Annotated in this window: 22 protein-coding genes; 17 read left to right on the top strand and 5 right to left on the bottom strand. The window is 61.1% G+C overall.

From position 1 onward, the window contains the following. Window positions 1–3 precede the first annotated feature (3 nt). From ACA047_RS10125 to ACA047_RS10050, 16 genes are all read left to right on the top strand, one after another. On the top strand, window positions 4–207 hold the full coding sequence (locus ACA047_RS10125; protein ID WP_092403069.1) for a cbb3-type cytochrome oxidase subunit 3: 204 nt from the start codon (window positions 4–6) through the stop codon (window positions 205–207). After that, on the top strand, window positions 204–1,160 hold the full coding sequence (gene ccoP, locus ACA047_RS10120) for a cytochrome-c oxidase, cbb3-type subunit III (RefSeq protein ID WP_497358908.1): 957 nt from the start codon (window positions 204–206) through the stop codon (window positions 1,158–1,160). The genes ACA047_RS10125 and ccoP (ACA047_RS10120) overlap by 4 nt, the downstream gene beginning before the upstream one ends. A 493-nt stretch (window positions 1,161–1,653) precedes the next feature. After that, the gene (gene ccoN, locus ACA047_RS10115) at window positions 1,654–3,096 is read left to right on the top strand and encodes a cytochrome-c oxidase, cbb3-type subunit I (RefSeq protein WP_497358906.1); all 1,443 of its coding nucleotides are present in this window, start codon (window positions 1,654–1,656) and stop codon (window positions 3,094–3,096) included. Continuing rightward, the gene (gene ccoO, locus ACA047_RS10110; protein WP_009042961.1) at window positions 3,096–3,704 is read left to right on the top strand and encodes a cytochrome-c oxidase, cbb3-type subunit II; all 609 of its coding nucleotides are present in this window, start codon (window positions 3,096–3,098) and stop codon (window positions 3,702–3,704) included. The genes ccoN and ccoO overlap by 1 nt, the downstream gene beginning before the upstream one ends. A 5-nt stretch (window positions 3,705–3,709) precedes the next feature. Further along, window positions 3,710–3,895, top strand: a complete 186-nt coding sequence (locus ACA047_RS10105) for a CcoQ/FixQ family Cbb3-type cytochrome c oxidase assembly chaperone (RefSeq protein ID WP_003175465.1) — start codon at window positions 3,710–3,712, stop codon at window positions 3,893–3,895. Next, window positions 3,892–4,875, top strand: coding sequence for a cytochrome-c oxidase, cbb3-type subunit III (gene ccoP / locus ACA047_RS10100; protein ID WP_497358904.1), 984 nt, complete (start codon window positions 3,892–3,894; stop codon window positions 4,873–4,875). Before ACA047_RS10105 ends, ccoP (ACA047_RS10100) begins: the two co-directional genes overlap by 4 nt. A 149-nt stretch (window positions 4,876–5,024) precedes the next feature. Beyond that, window positions 5,025–5,279: a type II toxin-antitoxin system Phd/YefM family antitoxin gene (locus ACA047_RS10095; protein ID WP_497358902.1), complete on the top strand. Its 255-nt coding sequence runs from the start codon at window positions 5,025–5,027 to the stop codon at window positions 5,277–5,279. Further along, entirely contained in the window at window positions 5,279–5,689 is a 411-nt protein-coding gene (locus tag ACA047_RS10090) for a type II toxin-antitoxin system VapC family toxin (RefSeq protein ID WP_497358900.1), read from the top strand. Before ACA047_RS10095 ends, ACA047_RS10090 begins: the two co-directional genes overlap by 1 nt. 204 nt (window positions 5,690–5,893) lie before the next feature. Beyond that, the gene (gene ccoG / locus ACA047_RS10085) at window positions 5,894–7,309 is read left to right on the top strand and encodes a cytochrome c oxidase accessory protein CcoG (RefSeq protein ID WP_497358898.1); all 1,416 of its coding nucleotides are present in this window, start codon (window positions 5,894–5,896) and stop codon (window positions 7,307–7,309) included. A gap of 11 nt (window positions 7,310–7,320) precedes the next feature. After that, window positions 7,321–7,860 carry a FixH family protein gene (locus ACA047_RS10080; RefSeq protein WP_497358896.1) on the top strand — a complete coding sequence of 180 codons (540 nt, stop codon included), beginning with the start codon at window positions 7,321–7,323 and terminating at the stop codon, window positions 7,858–7,860. A 156-nt stretch (window positions 7,861–8,016) separates the two neighbouring features. Next, complete coding sequence (locus ACA047_RS10075; protein ID WP_497358894.1) at window positions 8,017–10,467, top strand: heavy metal translocating P-type ATPase; 2,451 nt, start codon at window positions 8,017–8,019, stop codon at window positions 10,465–10,467. A 24-nt stretch (window positions 10,468–10,491) separates the two neighbouring features. Then, entirely contained in the window at window positions 10,492–10,710 is a 219-nt protein-coding gene (gene ccoS, locus ACA047_RS10070; RefSeq protein WP_497358892.1) for a cbb3-type cytochrome oxidase assembly protein CcoS, read from the top strand. After that, entirely contained in the window at window positions 10,703–11,386 is a 684-nt protein-coding gene (locus tag ACA047_RS10065; RefSeq protein ID WP_497358891.1) for a sulfite exporter TauE/SafE family protein, read from the top strand. Before ccoS ends, ACA047_RS10065 begins: the two co-directional genes overlap by 8 nt. Window positions 11,387–11,676: 290 nt before the next feature. Continuing rightward, window positions 11,677–13,059 (top strand): oxygen-independent coproporphyrinogen III oxidase, encoded by a 1,383-nt coding sequence (hemN, locus tag ACA047_RS10060; protein ID WP_497358889.1) that lies wholly within the window; start codon window positions 11,677–11,679, stop codon window positions 13,057–13,059. 94 nt (window positions 13,060–13,153) lie between these two features. Further along, on the top strand, window positions 13,154–13,888 hold the full coding sequence (gene fnr / locus ACA047_RS10055; protein WP_497358887.1) for a fumarate/nitrate reduction transcriptional regulator Fnr: 735 nt from the start codon (window positions 13,154–13,156) through the stop codon (window positions 13,886–13,888). A 76-nt stretch (window positions 13,889–13,964) separates the two neighbouring features. Further along, window positions 13,965–14,513, top strand: coding sequence for an adenine phosphoribosyltransferase (locus ACA047_RS10050; protein WP_497358885.1), 549 nt, complete (start codon window positions 13,965–13,967; stop codon window positions 14,511–14,513). 107 nt (window positions 14,514–14,620) lie between these two features. Here the strand turns inward: ACA047_RS10050 and recR are convergent, their stop codons facing one another. From recR to dnaX, 4 genes are all read right to left on the bottom strand, one after another. Beyond that, a complete protein-coding gene (gene recR / locus ACA047_RS10045; RefSeq protein ID WP_497358883.1) occupies window positions 14,621–15,223 on the bottom strand; it encodes a recombination mediator RecR in 603 nt (200 codons plus the stop codon). A 66-nt stretch (window positions 15,224–15,289) separates the two neighbouring features. Then, complete coding sequence (curA, locus tag ACA047_RS10040) at window positions 15,290–16,324, bottom strand: NADPH-dependent curcumin/dihydrocurcumin reductase (RefSeq protein WP_497358881.1); 1,035 nt, start codon at window positions 16,322–16,324, stop codon at window positions 15,290–15,292. Window positions 16,325–16,611: 287 nt separating this feature from the next. Beyond that, entirely contained in the window at window positions 16,612–16,950 is a 339-nt protein-coding gene (locus tag ACA047_RS10035) for a YbaB/EbfC family nucleoid-associated protein (protein ID WP_025212712.1), read from the bottom strand. Between the two features lie 64 nt (window positions 16,951–17,014). Further along, the gene (dnaX, locus tag ACA047_RS10030; RefSeq protein ID WP_497358879.1) at window positions 17,015–19,081 is read right to left on the bottom strand and encodes a DNA polymerase III subunit gamma/tau; all 2,067 of its coding nucleotides are present in this window, start codon (window positions 19,079–19,081) and stop codon (window positions 17,015–17,017) included. Window positions 19,082–19,225: 144 nt separating this feature from the next. Here dnaX and ACA047_RS10025 point away from each other — a divergent pair, with 144 nt between their 5' ends. Beyond that, complete coding sequence (locus ACA047_RS10025) at window positions 19,226–19,993, top strand: substrate-binding periplasmic protein (RefSeq protein WP_497358877.1); 768 nt, start codon at window positions 19,226–19,228, stop codon at window positions 19,991–19,993. Here ACA047_RS10025 and ACA047_RS10020 read toward each other — a convergent pair. Beyond that, window positions 19,945–21,687 carry a putative bifunctional diguanylate cyclase/phosphodiesterase gene (locus tag ACA047_RS10020; protein ID WP_497360293.1) on the bottom strand — a complete coding sequence of 581 codons (1,743 nt, stop codon included), beginning with the start codon at window positions 21,685–21,687 and terminating at the stop codon, window positions 19,945–19,947. The genes ACA047_RS10025 and ACA047_RS10020 overlap by 49 nt on opposite strands. Between the last annotated feature and the right edge of the window lie 284 nt (window positions 21,688–21,971).

Here is a 21,971-nt window from a genome sequence, read left to right as displayed (position 1 = left end):
GCCATGTTTCTTGAAATGAGCACTGGAATGATCCGCGGCCTGGGCACGGTGGTGGTGTTCGTGGCCTTCATCGGCCTGACCCTGTGGGTATTCAGCAGCAAACGCAGCCCGGAATTCGCCGAAGCCCGCCTGCTGCCGTTCGCCGACGAGCCACCCGCCGACATCGCCAACCCTCAAGACCCTGCAACAAGGAGCACCCGGCCATGACCACCTTCTGGAGTACATGGATCTGCGTACTGACCATCGGCAGCCTGATCGGCCTGACCTGGCTGCTGATCGGCACCCGCAAGGGCGAGACCAAGGGCAGCGTCGATCAGACCATGGGCCACAGCTTCGACGGCATCGAGGAATACGACAACCCGCTGCCACAGTGGTGGTTCCTGTTGTTCGCCGGCACCTTGGTGTTTTCCGTCGGCTACCTGGTCCTCTATCCGGGCCTGGGCAACTGGAAAGGCATCCTGCCCGGCTACGAAAATGGCTGGACCGGCGCCCATGAATGGGAGAAGGAAATGGCCAAGGCCGACGCCAAGTTCGGGCCGATCTTCGCCAAATTCGCCGCCATGCCAGTGGCAGAAGTCGCCAAGGATCCACAAGCGTTAAAGATGGGCGGCCGCTTGTTCGCCTCCAACTGCTCGGTCTGCCACGGCTCGGACGCCAAGGGCGCCTTCGGCTTCCCGAACCTGGCCGACACCAACTGGCGCTGGGGCGGCTCCGCCGACACCATCAAGGCCACCATCATGGGCGGCCGCATGGCCGCGATGCCAGCCTGGGGCGAAGTGCTGGGGGACGCCGGGGTCAAGAACGTGGCCGCGTATGTACGCCATGACCTGGCCGGCCTGCCTCTGCCAGCAGACAGCGGTGCCGACCTGCAAGCCGGCCAGCAGGCGTTCAGCACCACCTGCGTCGCCTGCCACGGCGCCAACGGCCAGGGCACCGAAGCCATGGGCGCGCCAAACCTGACGCAACCGGCCGGTTTCATCTACGGCACCAGCCTGGCGCAACTGCAGCAGACCATTCGCCATGGCCGCCAAGGCCAGATGCCCGCGCAGAATGAACTGCTCGGCAATGACAAGGTGCAACTGCTTGCTGCTTACGTGTACAGCCTTTCGAAGAGTAATGAGCAGTTGAGCGCCAAGCCGCAAGCTGTGAGCTACAAGTAAAGGCAAAAGCAAAAGCTGCAAGCGACGAGTATCCACTTGAAGCTTGCAGCTTAAAACCTGCAGCTGCTTCTTTTTGTCGCACCCTCTCCTCTCGCACCTTTCGGTTCACCACAATCGGGTCTACGCTTGCCTCTGTGTGCACTGGCGACTGCCGGTTTCAGGTCGACCCGACCCGATGTGTTCGACAATCGTTCGACAAAAAAAAGGCCGTAAGAGCCGGTGAATACCGGCTGTTGCGACAATTGCCTGACATCACCCGAACGCAGTGTTTGAACACACCCCGTTACAACCGACCCGACCCCCTCGCCTCTTTCCTTCGTTGCGACATTTTGCCGGGGGCCAATTTTGTCCCTACACGGAACATGGAAAGGCCGCAGAATCAGCTTTGGAAAGCATTGACCCAGGTCATGGCGCGTTGCAATGACCCCCCGCTTTCTCCATACTTGCGACCGATTTTTATCCTAATAAAACACCCAAACCGTGGAACCTTAGAATGAGCACAGCAATCAGTCCGACTGCTTATAACTATAAGGTAGTCCGCCAGTTCGCCATCATGACGGTGGTCTGGGGGATCCTTGGCATGGGGCTCGGTGTCTTCATCGCCTCGCAACTGGTCTGGCCGGAGTTGAACTTCGATCTGCCATGGACGACATTTGGACGCCTGCGCCCGCTGCACACCAACCTGGTGATTTTCGCCTTCGGTGGTTGTGCGTTGTTTGCCACTTCTTACTACGTCGTGCAGCGAACCTGCCAAACACGACTGATCTCCGACAGCCTCGCCGCCTTCACCTTCTGGGGTTGGCAAGCGGTCATCGTCGGCGCGATCGTGACCTTGCCGCTGGGTTACACCACCACCAAGGAATACGCGGAGCTGGAATGGCCCCTGGCTATTCTGCTGGCCATTGTCTGGGTGACCTACGCGCTGGTGTTCTTCGGCACCATCGTCAAGCGCAACACCAAGCACATTTATGTCGGTAACTGGTTCTACGGCGCCTTCATCCTCGTGACGGCCATGCTGCACATCGTCAACCACGCCTCCCTGCCGGTCAGCTTCTTCAAGTCGTACTCGGCCTACTCGGGTGCCACCGACGCGATGATCCAGTGGTGGTACGGCCACAACGCCGTGGGTTTCTTCCTGACCACCGGTTTCCTGGGGATGATGTACTACTTCGTGCCGAAACAGGCCGAGCGTCCGATCTATTCCTATCGCCTGTCCATCGTCCACTTCTGGGCGCTGATCACCCTGTACATCTGGGCCGGTCCGCACCACTTGCACTACACCGCGCTGCCGGATTGGGCACAGTCCCTGGGCATGGCGATGTCGATCATCCTGCTGGCACCAAGCTGGGGCGGCATGATCAACGGCATGATGACCCTGTCGGGCGCCTGGCATAAGCTGCGCACCGACCCGATCCTGCGCTTCTTGGTCGTTTCCCTGGCGTTCTACGGCATGTCGACCTTCGAAGGCCCGATGATGGCCATCAAGACCGTCAACTCCCTGAGCCACTACACCGACTGGACCATCGGCCACGTACACGCCGGCGCGCTCGGCTGGGTAGCGATGATTTCCATCGGCGCCATCTACCACATGATCCCGAAACTGTTCGGTCGTGCGCAGATGCACAGCACCAGCCTGATCAACGCGCACTTCTGGCTCGCGACCATCGGTACCGTGCTCTACATCGCCTCGATGTGGGTCAACGGCATCACCCAGGGCCTGATGTGGCGTGCAATCAACGACGACGGCACCCTGACCTACTCGTTCGTCGAAGCGCTGCAAGCCAGCCACCCTGGTTTCATCGTGCGTGCCTTGGGCGGCGCGTTCTTCGCCAGTGGCATGCTGTTCATGGCCTACAACGTGTATCGCACCGTTCGTGCCTCTGACCCGGCTGAAGCTGAAGCCGCCGCCAAGATCGCCGTAGTTGGAGCTCACTGATGAAGCACGAAGCAGTAGAGAAGAATATCGGCCTGCTGGCCTTCTTCATGGTCATTGCCGTGAGCATCGGCGGCCTGACCCAGATCGTTCCGCTGTTTTTCCAGGACGTGACCAACAAGCCGGTCGAAGGCATGAAGCCGCGCACCGCCCTTGAACTGGAAGGTCGCGACGTCTACATCGCCAACGGCTGTGTCGGCTGCCACTCGCAGATGATCCGTCCGTTCCGCGCCGAAACCGAACGCTACGGTCACTACTCGGTCGCCGGTGAAAGCGTCTGGGACCACCCGTTCCTGTGGGGCTCCAAGCGTACCGGTCCGGACCTGGCCCGCGTTGGCGGCCGCTACTCCGATGACTGGCAGCGTGCGCACTTGTACAACCCGCGCAACGTAGTGCCTGAGTCGAAAATGCCGGCCTACCCGTTCCTCGTAGAAAACAAGCTCGACGGCAAAGACACCGCCAAGAAAATGGAAGTCTTGCGCACCCTGGGCGTGCCTTACACCGACGAAGACATCGCCGGTGCCAAGGATGCCGTGAAGGGCAAGACTGAAATGGACGCGCTGGTGGCCTATCTGCAAGGCCTGGGCACCATCATCAAAAGCAAACGGTGATCTGGATGGATATCGGGATGATTCGTGGCCTGGGTACCGTCGTCGTGATGGTGGCCTTTATCGGTCTGGCCCTGTGGGTGTTCAGCCCCAAGCGCAAGTCGGAGTTTGAGGACGCGACCTTGCTGCCGTTCGCGGATGATCCCGAAGCCATCAAGCACGTCGAGCAAGCTTCTAGGAGTAACAAAGAATGACTACGTTCTGGAGTCTGTACGTCACAGTCCTCAGCCTGGGTACGATCTTCGCCCTGACCTGGCTGCTGCTGTCGACCCGCAAGGGCCAGCGCGCCGAACAAACGGACGAGACCGTTGGTCACTCGTTCGATGGCATCGAGGAATACGACAACCCGCTGCCTAAATGGTGGTTCATGCTGTTCGTGGGCACCATCGTGTTCGCCCTCGGTTACCTGGTGCTCTACCCTGGCCTGGGCAACTGGAAAGGCCTGCTGCCAGGCTATAACTACCTGGACACCGACAAGCAGACCGCCTTCGCCAACGGCCAGACCGGCTGGACCGGCGTTCACGAGTGGGAAAAGGAAATGGCTCGCTCGGACGCCAAGTTCGGTCCGATCTTCGCCAAATTCGCCTCTATGCCGATCGAAGAAGTCGCCAAGGACCCGCAAGCCCTGAAGATGGGCGGTCGCCTGTTCGCCTCCAACTGCTCGGTCTGCCACGGTTCCGACGCCAAGGGTGCCTACGGCTTCCCTAACCTGACTGACGCCGACTGGCGCTGGGGCGGTGAGCCGGAAACCATCAAGACCACCATCATGGGCGGTCGTCACGCCGTGATGCCGGGCTGGGCTGCCGTGGTGGGCGAACAAGGTGTCGCCGACGTGGCTGCCTACCTGGTGAGCAGCCTGCATGGCCGCAAACTGCCCGAAGGCGCCAAGGCCGATCCAGCCAACGGCCAGAAGCTGTTCGCGGCCAACTGCGTGGCCTGCCACGGCCCAGCCGGCAAAGGCACGCCCGCCATGGGCGCACCTGACCTGACGCATCCGGCCGCGTTCATCTACGGTTCGAGCTTCGCCCAGCTGCAGCAGACCATCCGTTATGGTCGTCAGGGCCAGATGCCTGCCCAAGCCGACCTGCAGGGCAACGACAAGGTCCACTTGCTGGCCGCCTACGTCTACAGCCTGTCTCACGGCGAGAAGGCTCCGGCCGCCGACGCCCAGTAAGGCAAGCGCCTGATACACGAAAGGCCCCGTCAACGAACGTTGACGGGGCCTTTTTTGTTTATCGGCGCGACATAACGAACCCGTTCACCTTGCTTCCAACCAGCACGAGTAGTAACGTTCCTACATTCAGATTTCATGAGGACGCCGCCATGTCCATCACCACTATTTCCAGCCGCGAATTCAACCACGACACAAGTGGTGCCAAAAAAGCCACCCGTCAGGGACCTGTCATCATCACCGACCGTGGCAAGCCGGCCCATGTACTGCTAAGCATTGAGGAGTACCAGAAACTGACAGGCATCGGCGCAAGCATTGTCGAGTTGCTGGTCATGCCCGATGCCCCGGATATCGATTTCGATACCGAACGCGCCGTCATCACTCCCCGGTCGGTGGACCTGTCCTGATGTTTTTACTCGACACAAATGTCATTTCCGAACTGCGCAAACCGCAGGCAGATAAAAACGTGCAGGCCTGGGCGCGTAGCGTGCCCGCCCCCAGCCTGTACGTCTCGGCGATTACCGTATTGGAACTGGAAACCGGTGTGATGCGCTTCGAACGCAAGGATCCGGCGCAAGGCAGCCGTCTGCGTGCGTGGCTGGATAACCACGTCATGCCCGCGTTTGCCGGTAGGATCCTGGCGGTCGACCGCGCCGTTGCACTACGTTGCGCTCGCTTGCACGTACCGGATCGCAGCAATGAATGCGATGCGCTGATAGCCGCCACCGCGCTGGTCCATGGCATGACCGTGGTCACCCGTAACGTGAGCGATTTCCAGGCCAGCGGCGTGGCGTTGTTCAATCCATGGGTTGGCTAATGCCATCGAGTGTCTATAGTCAATTGATCTGGATCATGACTTGTTACATCCGCTACACCATTCCACCCCTCTCCCCAACGCGACCAAAGGTCGCACCCTTGAGTTAGAGCGACAGGCGTATCATTGCGCCACTGCAATACCCTTTCTGACCGTGGCCGGCACGTACTGGCTTCGGCACTTTTCCACTGCCGTGGGATGCATTTGATGAGTAACCAGATTCCGGTACATGACGTCACCCCGCCTGCCAAGGACGCGAACAAAAGCGTCGATCTGTATGCCTCTCGGGAAAAAATCTACACCCGAGCCTTCACCGGCCTGTTCCGCAACTTGCGGATGGTTGGCGGTGCAGCATTGTTTCTGCTGTATTTCGGCACGGTCTGGTTGAACTGGGGCGGCCATCAGGCCGTCTGGTGGAACCTGCCGGAACGCAAATTCTTTATTTTCGGCGCGACCTTCTGGCCCCAGGACTTCATTCTGCTGTCCGGGCTGCTGATCATCGCGGCCTTCGGCCTGTTTTTCATTACGGTGTATGCCGGGCGCGTGTGGTGCGGCTACACCTGCCCGCAGAGCGTGTGGACCTGGATCTTCATGTGGTGCGAAAAGGTCACCGAAGGCGACCGTAACCAGCGCATCAAGCTCGACAAGGCGCCCATGAGCGGAAACAAGCTCCTGCGCAAGCTGGCCAAGCACAGTCTGTGGCTGCTGATCGGTTTCGTCACCGGCATGACCTTCGTCGGTTACTTCACGCCCATCCGCGAACTGGTGTTCGAGTTCTTTACCGGCCAAGCCGATGGCTGGTCGTATTTCTGGGTCGGGTTCTTCACCCTTGCCACCTACGGCAACGCCGGCTGGCTGCGTGAGCAAGTGTGCATCTACATGTGTCCTTATGCCCGCTTCCAGAGCGTGATGTTCGACAAGGATACGCTGATCGTTTCCTACGACCCGCGTCGCGGCGAAAGCCGTGGCCCGCGCAAGAAAGGCGTCGACTACAAGGCGTTGGGCCTGGGGGATTGCATCGACTGCACCATGTGCGTCCAGGTCTGCCCTACCGGCATCGACATTCGCGACGGCCTGCAGATCGAATGCATTGGCTGTGCCGCCTGCATCGACGCCTGCGACAACATCATGGACAAAATGGATTACCCTCGCGGCCTGATCAGCTACACCACCGAACACAACCTGTCGGGGCAAAAAACCCATAAACTGCGCCCACGCCTGATCGGCTATGCCTTGGTGCTGCTGGCAATGATCAGCCTATTGGTGACGGCGTTCTTCATGCGTTCGCTGGTGGGTTTCGACGTCAGCAAGGACCGCGTGCTGTACCGCGAAAACGCCGAAGGCCGGATCGAGAACGTCTACAGCCTCAAGATCATGAACAAGGACCAGCGCGACCATACCTACGTGCTGGAGGCCAGCGGCCTGCCGGACCTCAAGCTGCAAGGTCGACGGGAAATCAAAGTCGCGGCAGGCGAGATCTTCAGCCAGCCGGTTGAACTGTCCAGCGCACCGGAGCAACTGCCATCGAGCACCAACGAGGTGACCTTTACCCTCAAGGATGCCGATGACGACAGCGTTCACGTTGAAGCCAAGAGCCGGTTCATCGGCCCACAAACTCGTTGAGAGAAATGAACATGCCTGCAGCAACCGCCACCAGCCCTTGGTACAAGCATCTCTGGCCGTGGATCATCATCGCCATCCTGACCTGCTCGGTGACACTGAGCCTGACGATGGTGACCATCGCGGTAAAGAACCCGGACAATCTGGTCAACGACAATTATTACGAGGCCGGCAAGGGCATCAACCGCTCCCTGGAGCGCGAACTGCTGGGCCAGACCCTGCAGCAGCATGCCAGCGTGCAACTGGACGAGGTCACCGGTGAAGTGAACCTGCGCTTGAGCGGCAACAGCCGGCCCCAGACCCTGGAATTGAGCCTGATCTCGCCGACCCAGCCGGAGAAAGACCGCAAGATCGTCCTCACCCGCAACGACAGCGAACCGGGCCGGTACGTCGGCCAATTGACGGACAAAGTCGAAGGCCGGCGCTTTATCGAATTGCTGGGGGTCGAGAACGACAAGACCTGGCGTCTGTTCGAAGAAGAACAGATCAACCCTGGCCAGGACATATTGCTCGGCGATGAACCGCTGCAAGGCGCTGAAGACCTGAAAAAATAAGCCGTTCACGGCCCTGTAGGAGCTGCCGAAGGCTGCGATCTTTTGATCTTTCGCTTGAGATTCAAGTGCCAAGGGAAAGATCGCAGCCTTCGGCAGCTCCTACAGTTCGTGTACCTCTTTGCAAGCCCACTGTGCCAGGCCTTCACAGCGACAACCATGACCACTCCCCAGCCCTGCTACCACTGCGCCCTGCCCGTTCCTTCTGGCAGTCGCTTCACCGCCGTTGTTCTCGGTGAAACCCGCGAGCTGTGCTGCCCGGGCTGCCAGGCGGTGGCCGAGGCCATTGTGGCCGCAGGCCTGGAGAGCTATTACCAGCATCGCAGCGAAGCGTCGGCCAACCCCGAAACCCTGCCCGTCCAGCTGATCGATGAACTTGCGCTATACGACCGTCCTGACGTGCAGCAATCGTTTGTGCGCCATGAAGGCGAGCTGGCCGAAACCACCCTGCTGATGGAAGGCATCAGTTGCGCCGCCTGCGGCTGGTTGATCGAAAAACAATTGCGCAGCTTGCCGGCAGTGGCCGAGGCGCGGTTGAACCTGTCCAATCACCGCTTGCATGTGCGTTGGGCCGACGCTCAATTGCCGCTGAGCGCGCTGCTCGCCGAATTGCGCCACATCGGCTATGCCGCCCATCCCTATCAGGCCGACCAGGCCTGCGAGCAACTCGCCGCGCAAAACCGCCTGGCCCTGCGCCAGTTGGGCGTGGCCGGGTTGCTGTGGTTCCAGGCAATGATGGCGACCATGGCCACCTGGCCGGAATTCAACATCGACCTGAGCCCCGAGATGCACACCATCCTGCGCTGGGTCGCGCTGTTCCTCACCACGCCCATTGTGTTCTACAGCTGCGCACCCTTCTTCAAAGGCGCGATGCGCGACCTGCGAACCCGACACCTGACCATGGACGTTTCGGTGTCCCTGGCCATTGGCAGCGCCTACATCGCGGGGATCTGGACGTCGATCACCGGCGTAGGCGAGCTGTATTTCGATGCCGTGGGCATGTTCGCGCTGTTTCTGTTGGCCGGCCGTTACCTGGAGCGCCGGGCCCGGGAGCGCACTGCGGCCGCCACCGCTCAACTGGTCAACCTCCTGCCGGCCTCGTGCCTGCGCCTGGAGGATAACGGCCAGAGCGAACGCATCCTGCTCAGCGAATTGCGCACCGGCGACCGGGTGCTGGTGCATCCAGGGGCTATCCTGCCCGCCGATGGCAAGATCCTCGACGGTCAGTCCAGCATCGACGAGTCGCTGCTGACCGGCGAATACCTGCCTCAACCCCGTCAGGTGGGCGACGCGGTCACCGCAGGCACGCTTAACGTCGAGGGCGCCTTGACGGTCGAAGTGCTGGCGCTGGGGCAAGACACCCGGTTGTCAGCCATCGTGCGGCTGCTGGAACGGGCCCAGGCCGAGAAACCGCGACTGGCGGAAATCGCCGATCGCGCGGCCCAATGGTTCCTGCTGTTTTCTTTGGTCGCCGCTGCTGCCATCGGCTTGCTGTGGTGGCAACTGGATGCCTCACGCGCCTTCTGGATCGTCCTGGCGATGCTGGTCGCCACCTGCCCTTGCGCGCTGTCCCTGGCCACGCCGACCGCCCTCACCGCCGCTACCGGCACACTGCACAAGCTCGGCCTGCTGTTGACTCGCGGCCATGTGCTGGAGGGCCTGAATCAGATCGACACGGTGATTTTCGACAAGACCGGCACCCTGACCGAAGGCCGCCTGGCGTTGCGCGCGATCCGGCCATTGGCGGCCCTGAACAGCGATCAATGCCTGGGGCTGGCCGCGGCCCTGGAAAATCGCTCCGAGCACCCCATCGCCCGCGCCTTCGGCCGTGCGCCATTGGCCGCCGAACACGTACAAAGCACCCCTGGGCTGGGGCTGGAAGGTTTGGTAGGCGAACAGCGCCTGCGCATCGGTCATCCCGGTTTTGTCTGCGAGCTGAGTGGCGCAACGGTACCGGTGATCCCGGACGAACCCGGACAATGGCTGCTGCTGGGCGATGCTAGCGGGCCGCTGGCCTGGCTCGTCCTCGACGACCGTTTGCGCGTCGATGCCCCAGCGCTGTTGGCAGCCTGCAAGGCCCGGGGTTGGCGCACGCTGCTGCTGTCGGGCGACAGTTCGCCGATGGTTGCCAGCGTCGCCGCCGAACTGGGCATCGATGAAGCCCGGGGCGGTTTGCGCCCGGACGACAAGCTGGCCGTGTTGCAGCAGTTGCACCAACAGGGCCGTAAGGTGTTGATGCTCGGCGACGGGGTAAATGACGTGCCGGTGCTCGCGGCGGCGGACATCAGTGTCGCCATGGGCTCGGCCACCGATCTGGCCAAGACCAGCGCCGACGCGGTGTTGCTGTCCAACCGCCTGGATGCGCTGATACAAGCCTTCAGCCTGGCCCGACGCACGCGTCGGGTGATCATCGAGAACCTGGTGTGGGCAGCGCTGTACAATGGCCTCATGTTGCCGTTCGCCGCCCTCGGCTGGATCACGCCGGTGTGGGCGGCGGTCGGCATGTCCATCAGTTCGTTGACCGTGGTATTGAATGCGTTGAGGCTGACTCGTCAGCCCAAAGCGCAGGTTTTCGACGCCACGCCCGATACCCGTCCGCTGCCGGCCTGAGCCGCGCGGGCCTGGAGTTCCAACATGCCAGCTCTTTACGTGATGATCCCGGCCGCGCTGCTGATCGTGGCCATTGCCGTGTATATTTTCTTCTGGGCCGTGGACAGCGGGCAGTACGACGACCTCGATGGTCCGGCCCACAGCATTTTGTTCGATGATCAGGACCCCAACCACAAGGCTGCGGTGGACGAAGCCAGTGGCGAAGTCGGTAAACCGGACGACAAGGCGCCGCCCCATGCTTGATCTGGCGCCACTGCTGGTGTCGGCAGTCATCCTTGGTCTATTGGGCGGCGGGCATTGCCTGGGCATGTGTGGCGGCCTGATGGGCGCCCTGACCCTGGCGATTCCCAAGGAACAGCGCAGCCGACGCTTTCGGCTGCTGTTGGCGTACAACCTGGGACGGATTCTGAGCTACGCCACCGCCGGACTGCTGATTGGCCTGGCCGGCTGGGCCGTGGCCAACAGCCCGGCGGCGATGATCATGCGGGTGGCGGCCGGTTTGCTGCTGATCGCCATGGGCCTGTACCTGGCGGGCTGGTGGAGCGGCCTGACCCGCATCGAAAGCGTCGGCCGTGGTTTGTGGCGGCATATCCAGCCCGTCGCCAACCGCTTGCTGCCGGTATCGAGCCTGCCCCGGGCCTTGCTGCTCGGCGCGCTGTGGGGCTGGCTGCCGTGCGGACTGGTCTACAGCACCCTGTTGTGGGCTGCCAGCCAGGGCAATGCACTGGACAGCGCCTTGCTGATGCTTGCCTTCGGCCTGGGCACCTGGCCGGTGCTGCTCGCCACCGGACTGGCAGCCGAGCGCGTCACCGCCTTGCTGCGCAAACGCAGCGTGCGCATGGCCGGAGGTGTTCTGGTGATTATCTTTGGTCTCTGGACACTGCCCGGGCCGCACCAACATTGGCTCATGGGGCATTGAACGAGTAGACCGCCATCGCTCCCACAGGAGATTTGTGGCGGGCACCACATTTTTGAACACCCCAGATCAAATGTGGGAGCCGAGCTTGCTCGCGATGGCGGTGGGTCAGTTGGCATCCCTATTGGATGTGCCGCCGTCATCGCGAGCAAGCTCGGCTCCCACAGGTCATGCGTCGTCCCCCAAAACCATGAACCCCTCCTTCGCAGCGAGCCCGTTGACGCAAATCAAAACAGCCCCGCCCTCGCCGCCCTAGACTCGCGTCCATGCCAGCCTATTCGGGGAACGCCCGCATGCTCGACACTATTCGTTGGGACTCAGACCTGATCCGCCGTTACGACCTGGCGGGACCACGCTACACCTCGTACCCGACCGCGGCGCAATTCGGCAGCCAGGTGGGCACCTTCGACCTGCTCCATGCCCTGCGCGACAGCCGCAAGGCCTTGCGCCCACTGTCGCTGTATGTGCACGTGCCGTTCTGCGCGAACATTTGCTATTACTGCGCCTGCAATAAAGTGATCACCAAGGACCGCGGCCGCGCCCACGCTTATCTGCAACGCCTGGAGCAGGAAATCCAATTGATCGGCTGCCACCTGGACCCCGCCCAACGCGTGGAACAGTTGCACTTGGGCGGCGGCACCCCGACCTTCCTCTGCCACGACGAGCTGCGCCAGTTGATGGCCCAACTGCGCAAACACCTGAATCTGCTGGACGACGATTCCGGCGACTACGGTATCGAAATCGACCCCCGGGAAGCCGACTGGTCGACCATGGGCCTGCTGCGCGAACTTGGCTTCAATCGAGTCAGCATTGGCCTGCAGGACCTTGACCCGGCCGTGCAGCTTGCCGTCAATCGCCTGCAAAGCCTGGAAGAAACCCGCGCCGTGATCGAAGCCGCCCGGACCTTGCAGTTTCGCTCGATCAACATCGACCTGATCTACGGCCTGCCCAAGCAGACCCCGGAAAACTTCGCCCGGACCGTCCAGGAAGTCATCAATCTGCAACCGGACCGTCTTTCGGTGTTCAACTACGCCCACCTGCCGGAACGCTTCATGCCCCAACGGCGTATCAACAGCCAGGACCTGCCGAACCCGGTGCAGAAACTGGCGATGTTGCAAGGCACCATCGAACAACTCACCGCCGCCGGTTATCGTTACATCGGCATGGACCACTTCGCCCTGCCCGACGACGAACTGGCGATCGCCCAGGAAGAAGCCACCTTGCAACGCAATTTCCAGGGATACACCACCCATGGTCATTGCGACCTGATTGGCCTCGGCGTGTCGGCCATCAGTCAGATCGGCGATTTGTACTGCCAGAACAGCAGCGACCTGAACCATTACCAGAACACCCTCGCCGACGGGCAACTGGCGACCAGTCGCGGGCTGATCTGCAACGCCGACGACCGCCTGCGGCGTGCGGTGATCCAGCAGTTGATCTGTCATTTCAACCTGGCCTTCGCGGAGATCGAGCAAACTTTCAATATCGATTTTCGTGGCTATTTCGCGCCGTTATGGCCGCAATTGCAGGCCATGGCCGAAGACGGTCTGATCGAGCTCGACAACACGCACATCAAAGTCCTGCCCGCCGGGCGCCTGCTCGTACGCTCAGTGTGCATGGTGTTCGATGCGTATTTGGAGCAACACAACCGGAAACGCTTCTCCAGAGTCATCTGAGCGCGACAATTTGACGGCGAAACCGCACTGGCCGGAGTGCCTGCGCTGGGGTACCCTTACGCCTTATGCGTGTTTTCCCACAAGGATTGAAGAAATGTCCGAGCCAGTCAAGCTGCGCGCCCACAACCAGGCCCATTGCAAGGATTGCAGCCTGGCCCCCCTCTGCCTGCCACTTTCGTTGAATCTGGAGGACATGGACGCGCTGGACGAAATCGTTAAACGGGGCCGCCCGTTGAAAAAAGGTGAATTCCTGTTTCGCCAGGGCGACACCTTCGATTCCGTCTATGCCGTGCGCTCGGGTGCTTTGAAAACCTTCAACCTGAGTGACGGTGGCGAAGAGCAGCTCACTGGTTTCCACCTGCCCAGCGAGCTGGTAGGCCTGTCGGGCATGGACACCGAGACCCATCCGGTCTCGGCCCAGGCGCTGGAAACCACCTCGGTGTGCGAAATCCCCTTCGAGCGTCTTGACGAACTGGCGCTGCAGCTGCCGCAATTGCGCCGCCAGCTAATGCGGGTGATGAGCCGGGAGATCCGCGACGATCAGCAAATGATGCTGCTGCTCTCGAAAAAAACCGCCGACGAGCGCATCGCCACGTTCCTGGTCAACCTCTCGGCACGCTTCCGCGCCCGCGGGTTCTCGGCCAACCAGTTCCGCTTGAGCATGTCGCGCAACGAAATCGGCAACTACCTGGGCCTGGCGGTAGAAACCGTTTCCAGGGTGTTCACCCGTTTCCAGCAGAATGAGTTGATCGCCGCCGAAGGCAAGGAAATCCACATTCTCGACCCGATCCAGCTCTGCGCCCTGGCCGGCGGCTCGATCGAAGGCTGATGAACGAGCGCGGCTGAGGGATTCGCCCGGCCGCGCTATACTGCCGCGTTTGTAGCCCTGCCAGGACACCTCGACGATGGTCTTCGACTCCTTCGACATCAAATCCCTGATCCGCCCCGTGATCGATTTTCCCAAGCCGGGCGTGATTTTTCGCGACATTACTCCGTTGTTCCAGTCCCCTACCGCCCTACGGCTGGTGATGGACAGCTTCGCCCACCGTTATGTCGAGGCCGAGTTCACTCACATCGGCGCGATGGATGCGCGAGGTTTCCTGATCGGTTCGATCCTGGCCTATCAGCTGAACAAGCCGCTGGTGCTGTTCCGCAAGCAAGGCAAGCTGCCGGCGGATGTACTGGCCGAGGGTTACCAGACCGAATACGGCGAAGCCTTCCTTGAAGTGCATGCCGACAGCCTGTGCGAGGGCGATTCAGTGGTGATGTTCGATGACCTGATCGCCACCGGCGGCACGCTGATCGCCGCCGCCAACCTGATCCGCCGCATGGGCGCCAAGGTCCACGAAGCCGCGGCGATCATCGACTTGCCGGAACTGCTCGGCTCCCAGCGCCTGGAAGATATGGGCATCCCAACGTTCTGCCTGACACAGTTTTCCCTGAACGAAAGGTAAACTGTGGGAGCGAGCCTGCTCGCGATAGCGTGTGTCAGTCAACATCAATGCTGGCTATCTATCTCTATCGCGAGCAGGCTCGCTCCCACAGTTTTTTGGGGTGGTCGTTATAAAGCGATCGGCTTGCGCCCGGCAAACGAATGCGCCAGCGTCCCGCCATCCACCAATTCAAGCTCCCCACCCAGTGGCACGCCATGGGCGATGCGGGAGGCGATCAGGCCTTTGTTGCTGAGCAATTGGGCGATGTAATGGGCGGTAGCTTCGCCTTCAACCGTTGGGTTGGTGGCGAGGATGACTTCCGTGAAAGTGCCCGCCTCCTCTATCCGTGCGATCAACTGTGGAATGCCAATGGCTTCCGGCCCCAGGCCATCGAGCGGTGACAAATGCCCCTTGAGTACGAAATAGCGTCCGCGAAAACCGGTCTGCTCCACGGCGTACACGTCCATCGGCCCTTCCACGACGCACAGCAGGCTGTCGTCCCGGCGCGAGTCGGCGCATTGCGGGCAGAGGTCGTCTTCAGTGAGGGTACGGCATAAACGGCAATGCCCGACCCCCTCCATGGCCTGGCTCAAGGCCTGGGCCAATCGTGAACCGCCGCTGCGATCACGCTCAAGCAATTGCAACGCCATGCGCTGGGCAGTTTTCTGACCCACACCCGGCAAAGTTCGCAGGGCATCGATCAGTTGGCGAATCAAAGGGCTGAAGCTCATGGAGGAAATGTCCGACATAACAACGAGACGCGGTTTATACCCGCGCCTCCGATTAGCGTCAAATACTCAATCCTGCGCCACCCGTACCACCAACTTGCCAAAGTTGCGCCCTTCCAGCAGACCGATAAGGGCCTGCGGCGCATTATCAAGACCGTCGACGACGTCTTCGCGGAACTTGACCTTGCCCTCACGCACCCAGGGCGCCATGGCGCTGATGAATTCCGGCTGACGGTCAGCGTAATCGTCGAACACGATGAACCCCTGGATCCGCACTCGTTTAGTCAGCAATGTGAGCTGCAATTGTGGCAAGCGATCCGGGCCGCTCGGCGCTTCATGCTCGTTGTAGGAGGCGATCAGGCCACAGAGCGGAATTCGTGCCTTGGCGTTGAGCAGCGGGACCACGGCGTCAAAGACCTTGCCGCCGACGTTTTCGTAATAGATGTCGATGCCCTTGTCGCAGGCCCGGGCCAGCTCCTCGGCAAAATGCTCGCTCTTGTGATCGATACAGGCGTCGAACCCCAACTCATCGACCACGTACTTGCATTTTTCGCTGCCGCCGGCCACGCCGACCACCCGCAGCCCCTTGATCTTCGCCACCTGGCCGACCACCGACCCGACGGCGCCCGAGGCCGCCGCGACCACCAGGGTTTCCCCGGCCTTGGGCTGGCCGATGTCCATCAGCCCCATGTAAGCGGTCATGCCCGGCATGCCCAACACACCCAGGGCCATCGACGGGCTGGGCAGCCCGGACGGGATGGGAACGATGTTACGGCCATCGCTGATGCTGTGACTCTGCCAACCCGTAGCACCCACCACCAGGTCGCCTTCCTGGAATTTCGGGTGCATCGAGCGCTCCACGCGACTGACAGCTCCGCCAGTCATCACCTCGCCGATTTCTACCGGTGCGGCGTAAGAAGGTGCGTCGCTCATTCGTCCACGCATGTAGGGGTCCAAGGACAGAAACAGCGTCTTGAGCAAAATCTGCCCCTGCACCAAATCCGGCAGCGCCACCTGCTCAAGACGGAAATTGTCCGAAGTAGGTGCACCTATGGGACGGGAAGCGAGGACGATGCGCTGATTGGAGGTCGATGCTTGAGACATGGAAGCGTTCTCCTTGATCGTTGAGTGGCATGTATAGGGAGCAGACCTTTTTGAAGGGGGTTGCGTTCGATGTTCTTGCCGTTGGACCGCGGTGCCTGCTTTCGCGAGCAAGCCCGCTCCCACAGGGAACTGTGGCGGACCCAGATGCTGATCTCACCTCGATACATTGTGGGAGCGGGCTTGCTCGCGAAAGCAGTCGAACAGACACCACATTTCTCGGCCAGAAACAAAAATGCCAGGCGCGATGCCTGGCATTGTGTGTAGCCCATCCCGACCGGGATGGCGAATCAGAACGGCAGTTTCATGCCCGGCGGCAGTTGCATGCCGGCGGTCATGCCAGACATTTTGTCCTGGCTGTTGGCTTCGATCTTGCGCACCGCGTCGTTGACGGCGGCTGCGAACAGGGCTTCGAGCATTTCCTTGTCGTCTTCGCTCAGACCTTCGACCACGCTCGGGTCGATGCTGACGCGCTTGACGTCGTGGCGACCGGTCATGACCACGGTCACCATGTCACCGCCGGACTTGCCGGTGACTTCGGCGTTGGCCAGCTCTTCCTGCATCTTGGCCATTTTTTCCTGCATCTGCTGCGCCTGCTTCATCAGGCCGGCCATGCCACCTTTCATCATGGGAATCACCTCGACAGTACTTGGATAAACACCGCGCCCGACCCATTCGGCCAGGCGCTTACAGTTATGAGCCCTGGGTGACCGGGGCCTCGACAGGTTCGATAGTATCTTGACGGACCACAGCACCGAACTGTTGCATCATTTGCTGGATGAACGGATCGCCATGGATCGACTCCTCGGCTTCGCGCTGACGGTTGACGCGACGGCGGGACGCAGCCTGGGCCGGGGTCTCCTGCTCGGGCTTGATCAGCTCGATACTCAGCGTCAGCGTGCGCTGGTGGTACTGGTTCAGCGCATCGTTGAGGCGGCGCTGTTGAGTCGCGTTGAACAGCGCACTGTGGGCCGGGTCCAGGTGCAGCAGCCAGTGGTCGCCCTCCACGGAGATCAGCGTGCAGTTGGCGGCGATGCTGCCGGTCATGCCGGTAATCGGCAGTTTCGGGAACAGCTCCAACCATTGCAGGGCCAGCCCGGTGGCCGGCATCGCCGCCGGCTCAGGCTCGGGCTCCGGTGCCGGCTCGGCGGTGTGCTCGCTGGCCAGGTCGTCCAGATAGCTGTAGGCCGAATCCGTGTCCGGTTCGATGTAATCCTCGTCCAGCGGCGGCTCGTCGTCCAGGTCGACGCCCGGCGTGGCGACATCGACGTCGGCCACTGTCGGCTCAGGCACTGGGGCCACGACCCACTCGGGCGCATCGAGCACCACGCTATCGGGCGTTGGCAACGGCATCGGCGGCAGCTCGGGCTGCTCGGCAATGATTTCCAGCACCGGCTCCACGGCAGGCTGCTGAACGATCTCGGGCTCGACCGGGTCGTTCCAGGGCAGGTCGATAACCGCTTCGGCGACCGGCTCGGGCAATGCCTCGACGACCGGTTCCGGCGCTGGTTCGGCTCGCGCGATGACGGGCGCCGGGGCCGGTTCCGCCACCGCGACCGGAGCTGAAGCCACTGCCGGCGCAACGACGGGCGCGGCAGCCACTGGCTTGGCGGAATCAGCTGTGGCCTGGCTGATCCCCACTGGCTTTAGCGTCTGCCTCGGGGCGTCCGCCGTATCGGCCGGTCGGAACGCGAGCATTCGCAACAGCACCATTTCAAAGCCGCCTCGCGGATCTGGCGCCAAGGGCAGGTCGCGACGGCCAATCAGGCCCATCTGGTAATAAAACTGCACGTCTTCGGCCGGCAGCGCCTGGGCCAGGGCCAATACGCGATCACGGTCGCCATGGCCGTTGTCGACGCCGTCAGGCAAGGCCTGGGCGATGGCGACACGGTGCAGCACGTTGAGGATCTCCGAGAGCACGCCGTTCCAGTCCGGCCCCTGCTCGGCCAGATGACGCACCGCTTCGAGCAACGCCTTGGCGTCACCTTCGATCAGCGCATGCAACACGTCATAGACCTGGCCGTGATCGAGGGTACCGAGCATGGCCCGCACATCGGCGGCCATGACCTTGCCCTCACCAAAGGCGATGGCCTGGTCGGTTAGGCTCATGGCGTCACGCATCGAACCATCGGCGGCGCGGCCCAGCAGCCACAGCGCATCGTCTTCGAACGGTACGTTCTCGACGCCTAGCACGTGGGTCAGATGCTCGACGACCCGTTCCGGCGTCATGTTCTTCAGGGAAAACTGCAGGCACCGAGACAAAATCGTTGCGGGAAGTTTCTGCGGATCAGTGGTCGCCAGGATGAACTTGACGTAGGGCGGTGGCTCTTCGAGGGTCTTGAGCAGCGCATTGAAGGAATGGCTGGAGAGCATGTGCACTTCGTCGATCAGGTAGACCTTGAAGCGCCCACGGCTCGGGGCGTACTGCACGTTGTCGAGCAGTTCGCGGGTGTCTTCGACCTTGGTGCGGCTGGCGGCGTCGATCTCGATCAGGTCGACAAACCGACCTTCATCGATTTCCCGGCAGACCGAACACTCGCCGCAGGGCGTCGAGGTAATGCCGGTTTCACAGTTCAGGCACTTGGCGATGATCCGCGCAATGGTGGTCTTGCCCACCCCACGCGTACCGGTGAACAGGTAGGCGTGGTGCAGCCGCTGGCTGTCCAAGGCATTGATCAGAGCCTTGAGCACATGGGTCTGGCCGACCATTTCGCGGAACGAGCGCGGACGCCATTTACGTGCAAGAACCTGATAACTCATCGAAAACCGTCGCAACTAAGGAACAGAAGCGGCTAATGCTAGCGGAGCAGGGGCGAAATTGCATCCAGTGTGCTCGTCTAATCTGACTAAGCTGAGGTCGCAGGTCTCGGTCGTCGACACGGTTTTGCACTGTCAGGAGAGTTTATGCGCTCAGCCATGGGGGCTTTGGTGTTGTTAAGTGCTGGTTGTTTTGCTGACGAAGTACCCTTGCGTTTCGCCATTACCGACGGCTGGGGCATGCCCATGGTGCAAATCGAACGAGGCCACCCGACCCAGGGCATACTGCCGGACATAATGATCAGCCTGGCGACCCAGGTGGGGATGCCGGTGCAATTTCACGTCCTGGCCCGCGCCCGACTGGACAGCGCAATGAAACACGGCGAAATCGACATGCGCTGTTACACCACACCCGATTGGATGAATGACAAGGATGGCGATTATCTATGGAGTGTCCCGCTGTTTTTCCAGCGTGACTTGCTCGTCGGCATCGAAAACACGCCTCCAGCGGTGGTACCCGCGATGCTGCCGCACCAGGCCATCGGCACCGTACTCAGCTATACCTACCCGACCTTGCAACCCCTGTTCGACAGCGGCCACCTGAGGCGCGACGATGCACGCAGCCAGGAACAGGTGCTGGCGAAATTGCTGGCCGGCCGCTATCGCTATGCGGTGAGCAATCAGTGGACGCTGAACTGGTTCAACCAACGGCATACCGCTGACCGGCAACTGCATGAGGTGGCTGTTCTCCAGGAACAGGAACTGAGTTGTTATGTGCGCAATGACCCAAAGATTCCGGCGCAACGCATTATGCGCACCTTGATGGCAATGAAAATGTCAGGGGAAATTGACGCAATCATCCAGCTCTACACCGGCGCCAGCGAGTCACCGACCAATGGCCCGGGCTCTCCCTGAACGCCTGGCCGCTGCTGCCATTGAGGCGGCGGAACAAACCCCCTCACCCACCCTGGGACCTGCTCGGGGGGCATGGGTCGGGCGATGAAATAACCCTGAGCCACCTCGCAGCCCAGGCGTAGCAGGAGCTGTCCATGTTCGAGACTGTCCAGCCCTTCGGCAACCACCTGACGACCAAACGCCCGGGCCAGGCCGATGATTGCCTGGGTCAGTGCCAGGTCGTCCCGGTCAACGAGTATGTCGCGAACAAAGGTCTTGTCGATCTTGATGGTCTGCGTGCGCAGGTGCTTGAGGTCATTGAGGGAGCAATGGCCAGTACCGAAGCGGCCCAGTGAAAATCCCACGCCCAGAGCCTGGCACGCCTGAAGGCACGCGCTGACGTGCTGGAGATTTTCCACGGCGACCGATTCAACGATCTGCAAATCCAGCATGCACGGCGACACCGCCGGGTGTCGCTCCAGCACTTGCCGTAGCTGCTCGACGAAGTCCGCCCGCTGGAAATGTCGTGCAGAGATATTGATGCTCACCGGCCAGCCCTGGCCTGTTTGTTGCCATTGCTGCAGCTGGATCAAGACCTGCTCCATGACCCACTCGCCGATTTCGACGATCAGGTCGGTCTCCTCCACCACCGGCAGAAACTCCCGGGGCGGCATCAGGCCCCGTTGCGGATGCTCCCAGCGCAGCAGCGCCTCGAGGCCAACCACGATGCCATTGCGCATATTGACCTTGGGCTGGAAATACAGCCGCAACTCGTTGCCAGCCAGCGCCTGTCGAACCCGCTCGACGGTTTGATAAGTGGCCCGCACCTCCTTGTCCCGGGACACATCGAATAAATGAAAACGATTGCGGCCACTTTGTTTGGCCACGTACATCGCCTGGTCGGCGTGGCGCAACAAGGTCTCGGCGTCTTCGTTGTCCCAGGGAAACAGCGTGACACCAATGCTGGCGAATACTTTGATGCCCTTGCCGTCAATGGCATACGGCATGGAAACGGCGATCAATACCCGGTGCAACGCCGCATACAACTCCTCCATCCCACGCACATGACGCAGCACCAGCACGAACTCATCCCCGGCCAGCCGCGCCACCACGTCCTCGCCGCGCACAATGCTGCGCAGTCGCCTGGCAACCTCCACCAGCAACCGATCGCCACTGGCATGGCCATAGCCGTCGTTGACGGCCTTGAAGCCATCAAGGTCGAGCATGCACACCGCCAGGGGCAAATTTTCCACCCGGGAAAACTCCAGGGCCTGATCCAGCAGATCGGACAGGTAGGTGCGGTTGGGCAACCCGGTCAGCACGTCGTGCCCGACCCGCCATTGCAGCGAATGCAGCAGCCGACGCTTTTCGCTGACGTCAAAGCGAATCGCCAGGTAGCGTTCGATTTGTCCTGTCACATCGTCGATCATGGGTACCAGGGTTGTATCAACCCAGTGCAGCGTACCGTCCTTGGCCCGGTTGCAGATTTCCCCTTTCCAGATCTGCCCCTGAACAATGGTGCGCCACAGGGTGTCGAAGAACTCGCCAGAGTGCTGGCCGGAATTGAGCAGGCGATGGTTCGCCCCCAGCAGCTCATCGCGCCGGTAGCCAAAAAGGTTACAGAATTGGTCGTTGACGTAAGTAATGCGCCCGCTCAGATCGGTTTCGGAAAAAATCGCGGCGGCATCAACGGCTCTGCGGTACTTCTTATCCATCGAAGCAGTCATCCATGAGTCATGGCTCATTGTCGCGCGCGGTTGCACCGCCTCCGGACAGGCGAAATTCAACTAGGCTCAAATACCTTGAGATAAGCTGGAGCACGGGCCCTGGCGGTGCTACCTGAAGGTTCAGGTTTCTGCTTTGTGTCGCACCAAGAACGCAAAGCCCACTTTCTTTCAAATATCCCGTCTTCTGAACCAGGTCACCAAATGCCCGTGCCAAAGGCCGATTCTACGAAACACATCACACTTTGCAAAGCAAGGTGATGGATCATGCAGTT

It is taken from the genome of Pseudomonas sp. LBUM1664 (assembly GCF_059695895.1).
This window is presented reverse-complemented; position numbering and strand designations above follow the sequence as displayed.

Coding starts and splice junctions, on each gene's coding strand:
- ccoS (WP_497358892.1), top strand. CDS start 10,492: ATGCCAGCTCTTTACGTGATGATCCCGGCCGCGCTGCTGATCGTGGCC.
- ACA047_RS10050 (WP_497358885.1), top strand. CDS start 13,965: ATGGTCTTCGACTCCTTCGACATCAAATCCCTGATCCGCCCCGTGATC.
- curA (WP_497358881.1), bottom strand. CDS start 16,324: ATGTCTCAAGCATCGACCTCCAATCAGCGCATCGTCCTCGCTTCCCGT.
- ACA047_RS10095 (WP_497358902.1), top strand. CDS start 5,025: ATGTCCATCACCACTATTTCCAGCCGCGAATTCAACCACGACACAAGT.
- ACA047_RS10105 (WP_003175465.1), top strand. CDS start 3,710: ATGGATATCGGGATGATTCGTGGCCTGGGTACCGTCGTCGTGATGGTG.
- dnaX (WP_497358879.1), bottom strand. CDS start 19,081: ATGAGTTATCAGGTTCTTGCACGTAAATGGCGTCCGCGCTCGTTCCGC.
- ccoP (WP_497358908.1), top strand. CDS start 204: ATGACCACCTTCTGGAGTACATGGATCTGCGTACTGACCATCGGCAGC.
- ACA047_RS10020 (WP_497360293.1), bottom strand. CDS start 21,687: ATGGATAAGAAGTACCGCAGAGCCGTTGATGCCGCCGCGATTTTTTCC.
- ACA047_RS10075 (WP_497358894.1), top strand. CDS start 8,017: ATGACCACTCCCCAGCCCTGCTACCACTGCGCCCTGCCCGTTCCTTCT.
- ACA047_RS10090 (WP_497358900.1), top strand. CDS start 5,279: ATGTTTTTACTCGACACAAATGTCATTTCCGAACTGCGCAAACCGCAG.
- ACA047_RS10025 (WP_497358877.1), top strand. CDS start 19,226: ATGCGCTCAGCCATGGGGGCTTTGGTGTTGTTAAGTGCTGGTTGTTTT.
- ACA047_RS10080 (WP_497358896.1), top strand. CDS start 7,321: ATGCCTGCAGCAACCGCCACCAGCCCTTGGTACAAGCATCTCTGGCCG.
- recR (WP_497358883.1), bottom strand. CDS start 15,223: ATGAGCTTCAGCCCTTTGATTCGCCAACTGATCGATGCCCTGCGAACT.
- ccoN (WP_497358906.1), top strand. CDS start 1,654: ATGAGCACAGCAATCAGTCCGACTGCTTATAACTATAAGGTAGTCCGC.
- ccoO (WP_009042961.1), top strand. CDS start 3,096: ATGAAGCACGAAGCAGTAGAGAAGAATATCGGCCTGCTGGCCTTCTTC.
- ACA047_RS10035 (WP_025212712.1), bottom strand. CDS start 16,950: ATGATGAAAGGTGGCATGGCCGGCCTGATGAAGCAGGCGCAGCAGATG.
- ccoG (WP_497358898.1), top strand. CDS start 5,894: ATGAGTAACCAGATTCCGGTACATGACGTCACCCCGCCTGCCAAGGAC.
- ACA047_RS10125 (WP_092403069.1), top strand. CDS start 4: ATGTTTCTTGAAATGAGCACTGGAATGATCCGCGGCCTGGGCACGGTG.
- hemN (WP_497358889.1), top strand. CDS start 11,677: ATGCTCGACACTATTCGTTGGGACTCAGACCTGATCCGCCGTTACGAC.
- ACA047_RS10065 (WP_497358891.1), top strand. CDS start 10,703: ATGCTTGATCTGGCGCCACTGCTGGTGTCGGCAGTCATCCTTGGTCTA.
- ccoP (WP_497358904.1), top strand. CDS start 3,892: ATGACTACGTTCTGGAGTCTGTACGTCACAGTCCTCAGCCTGGGTACG.
- fnr (WP_497358887.1), top strand. CDS start 13,154: ATGTCCGAGCCAGTCAAGCTGCGCGCCCACAACCAGGCCCATTGCAAG.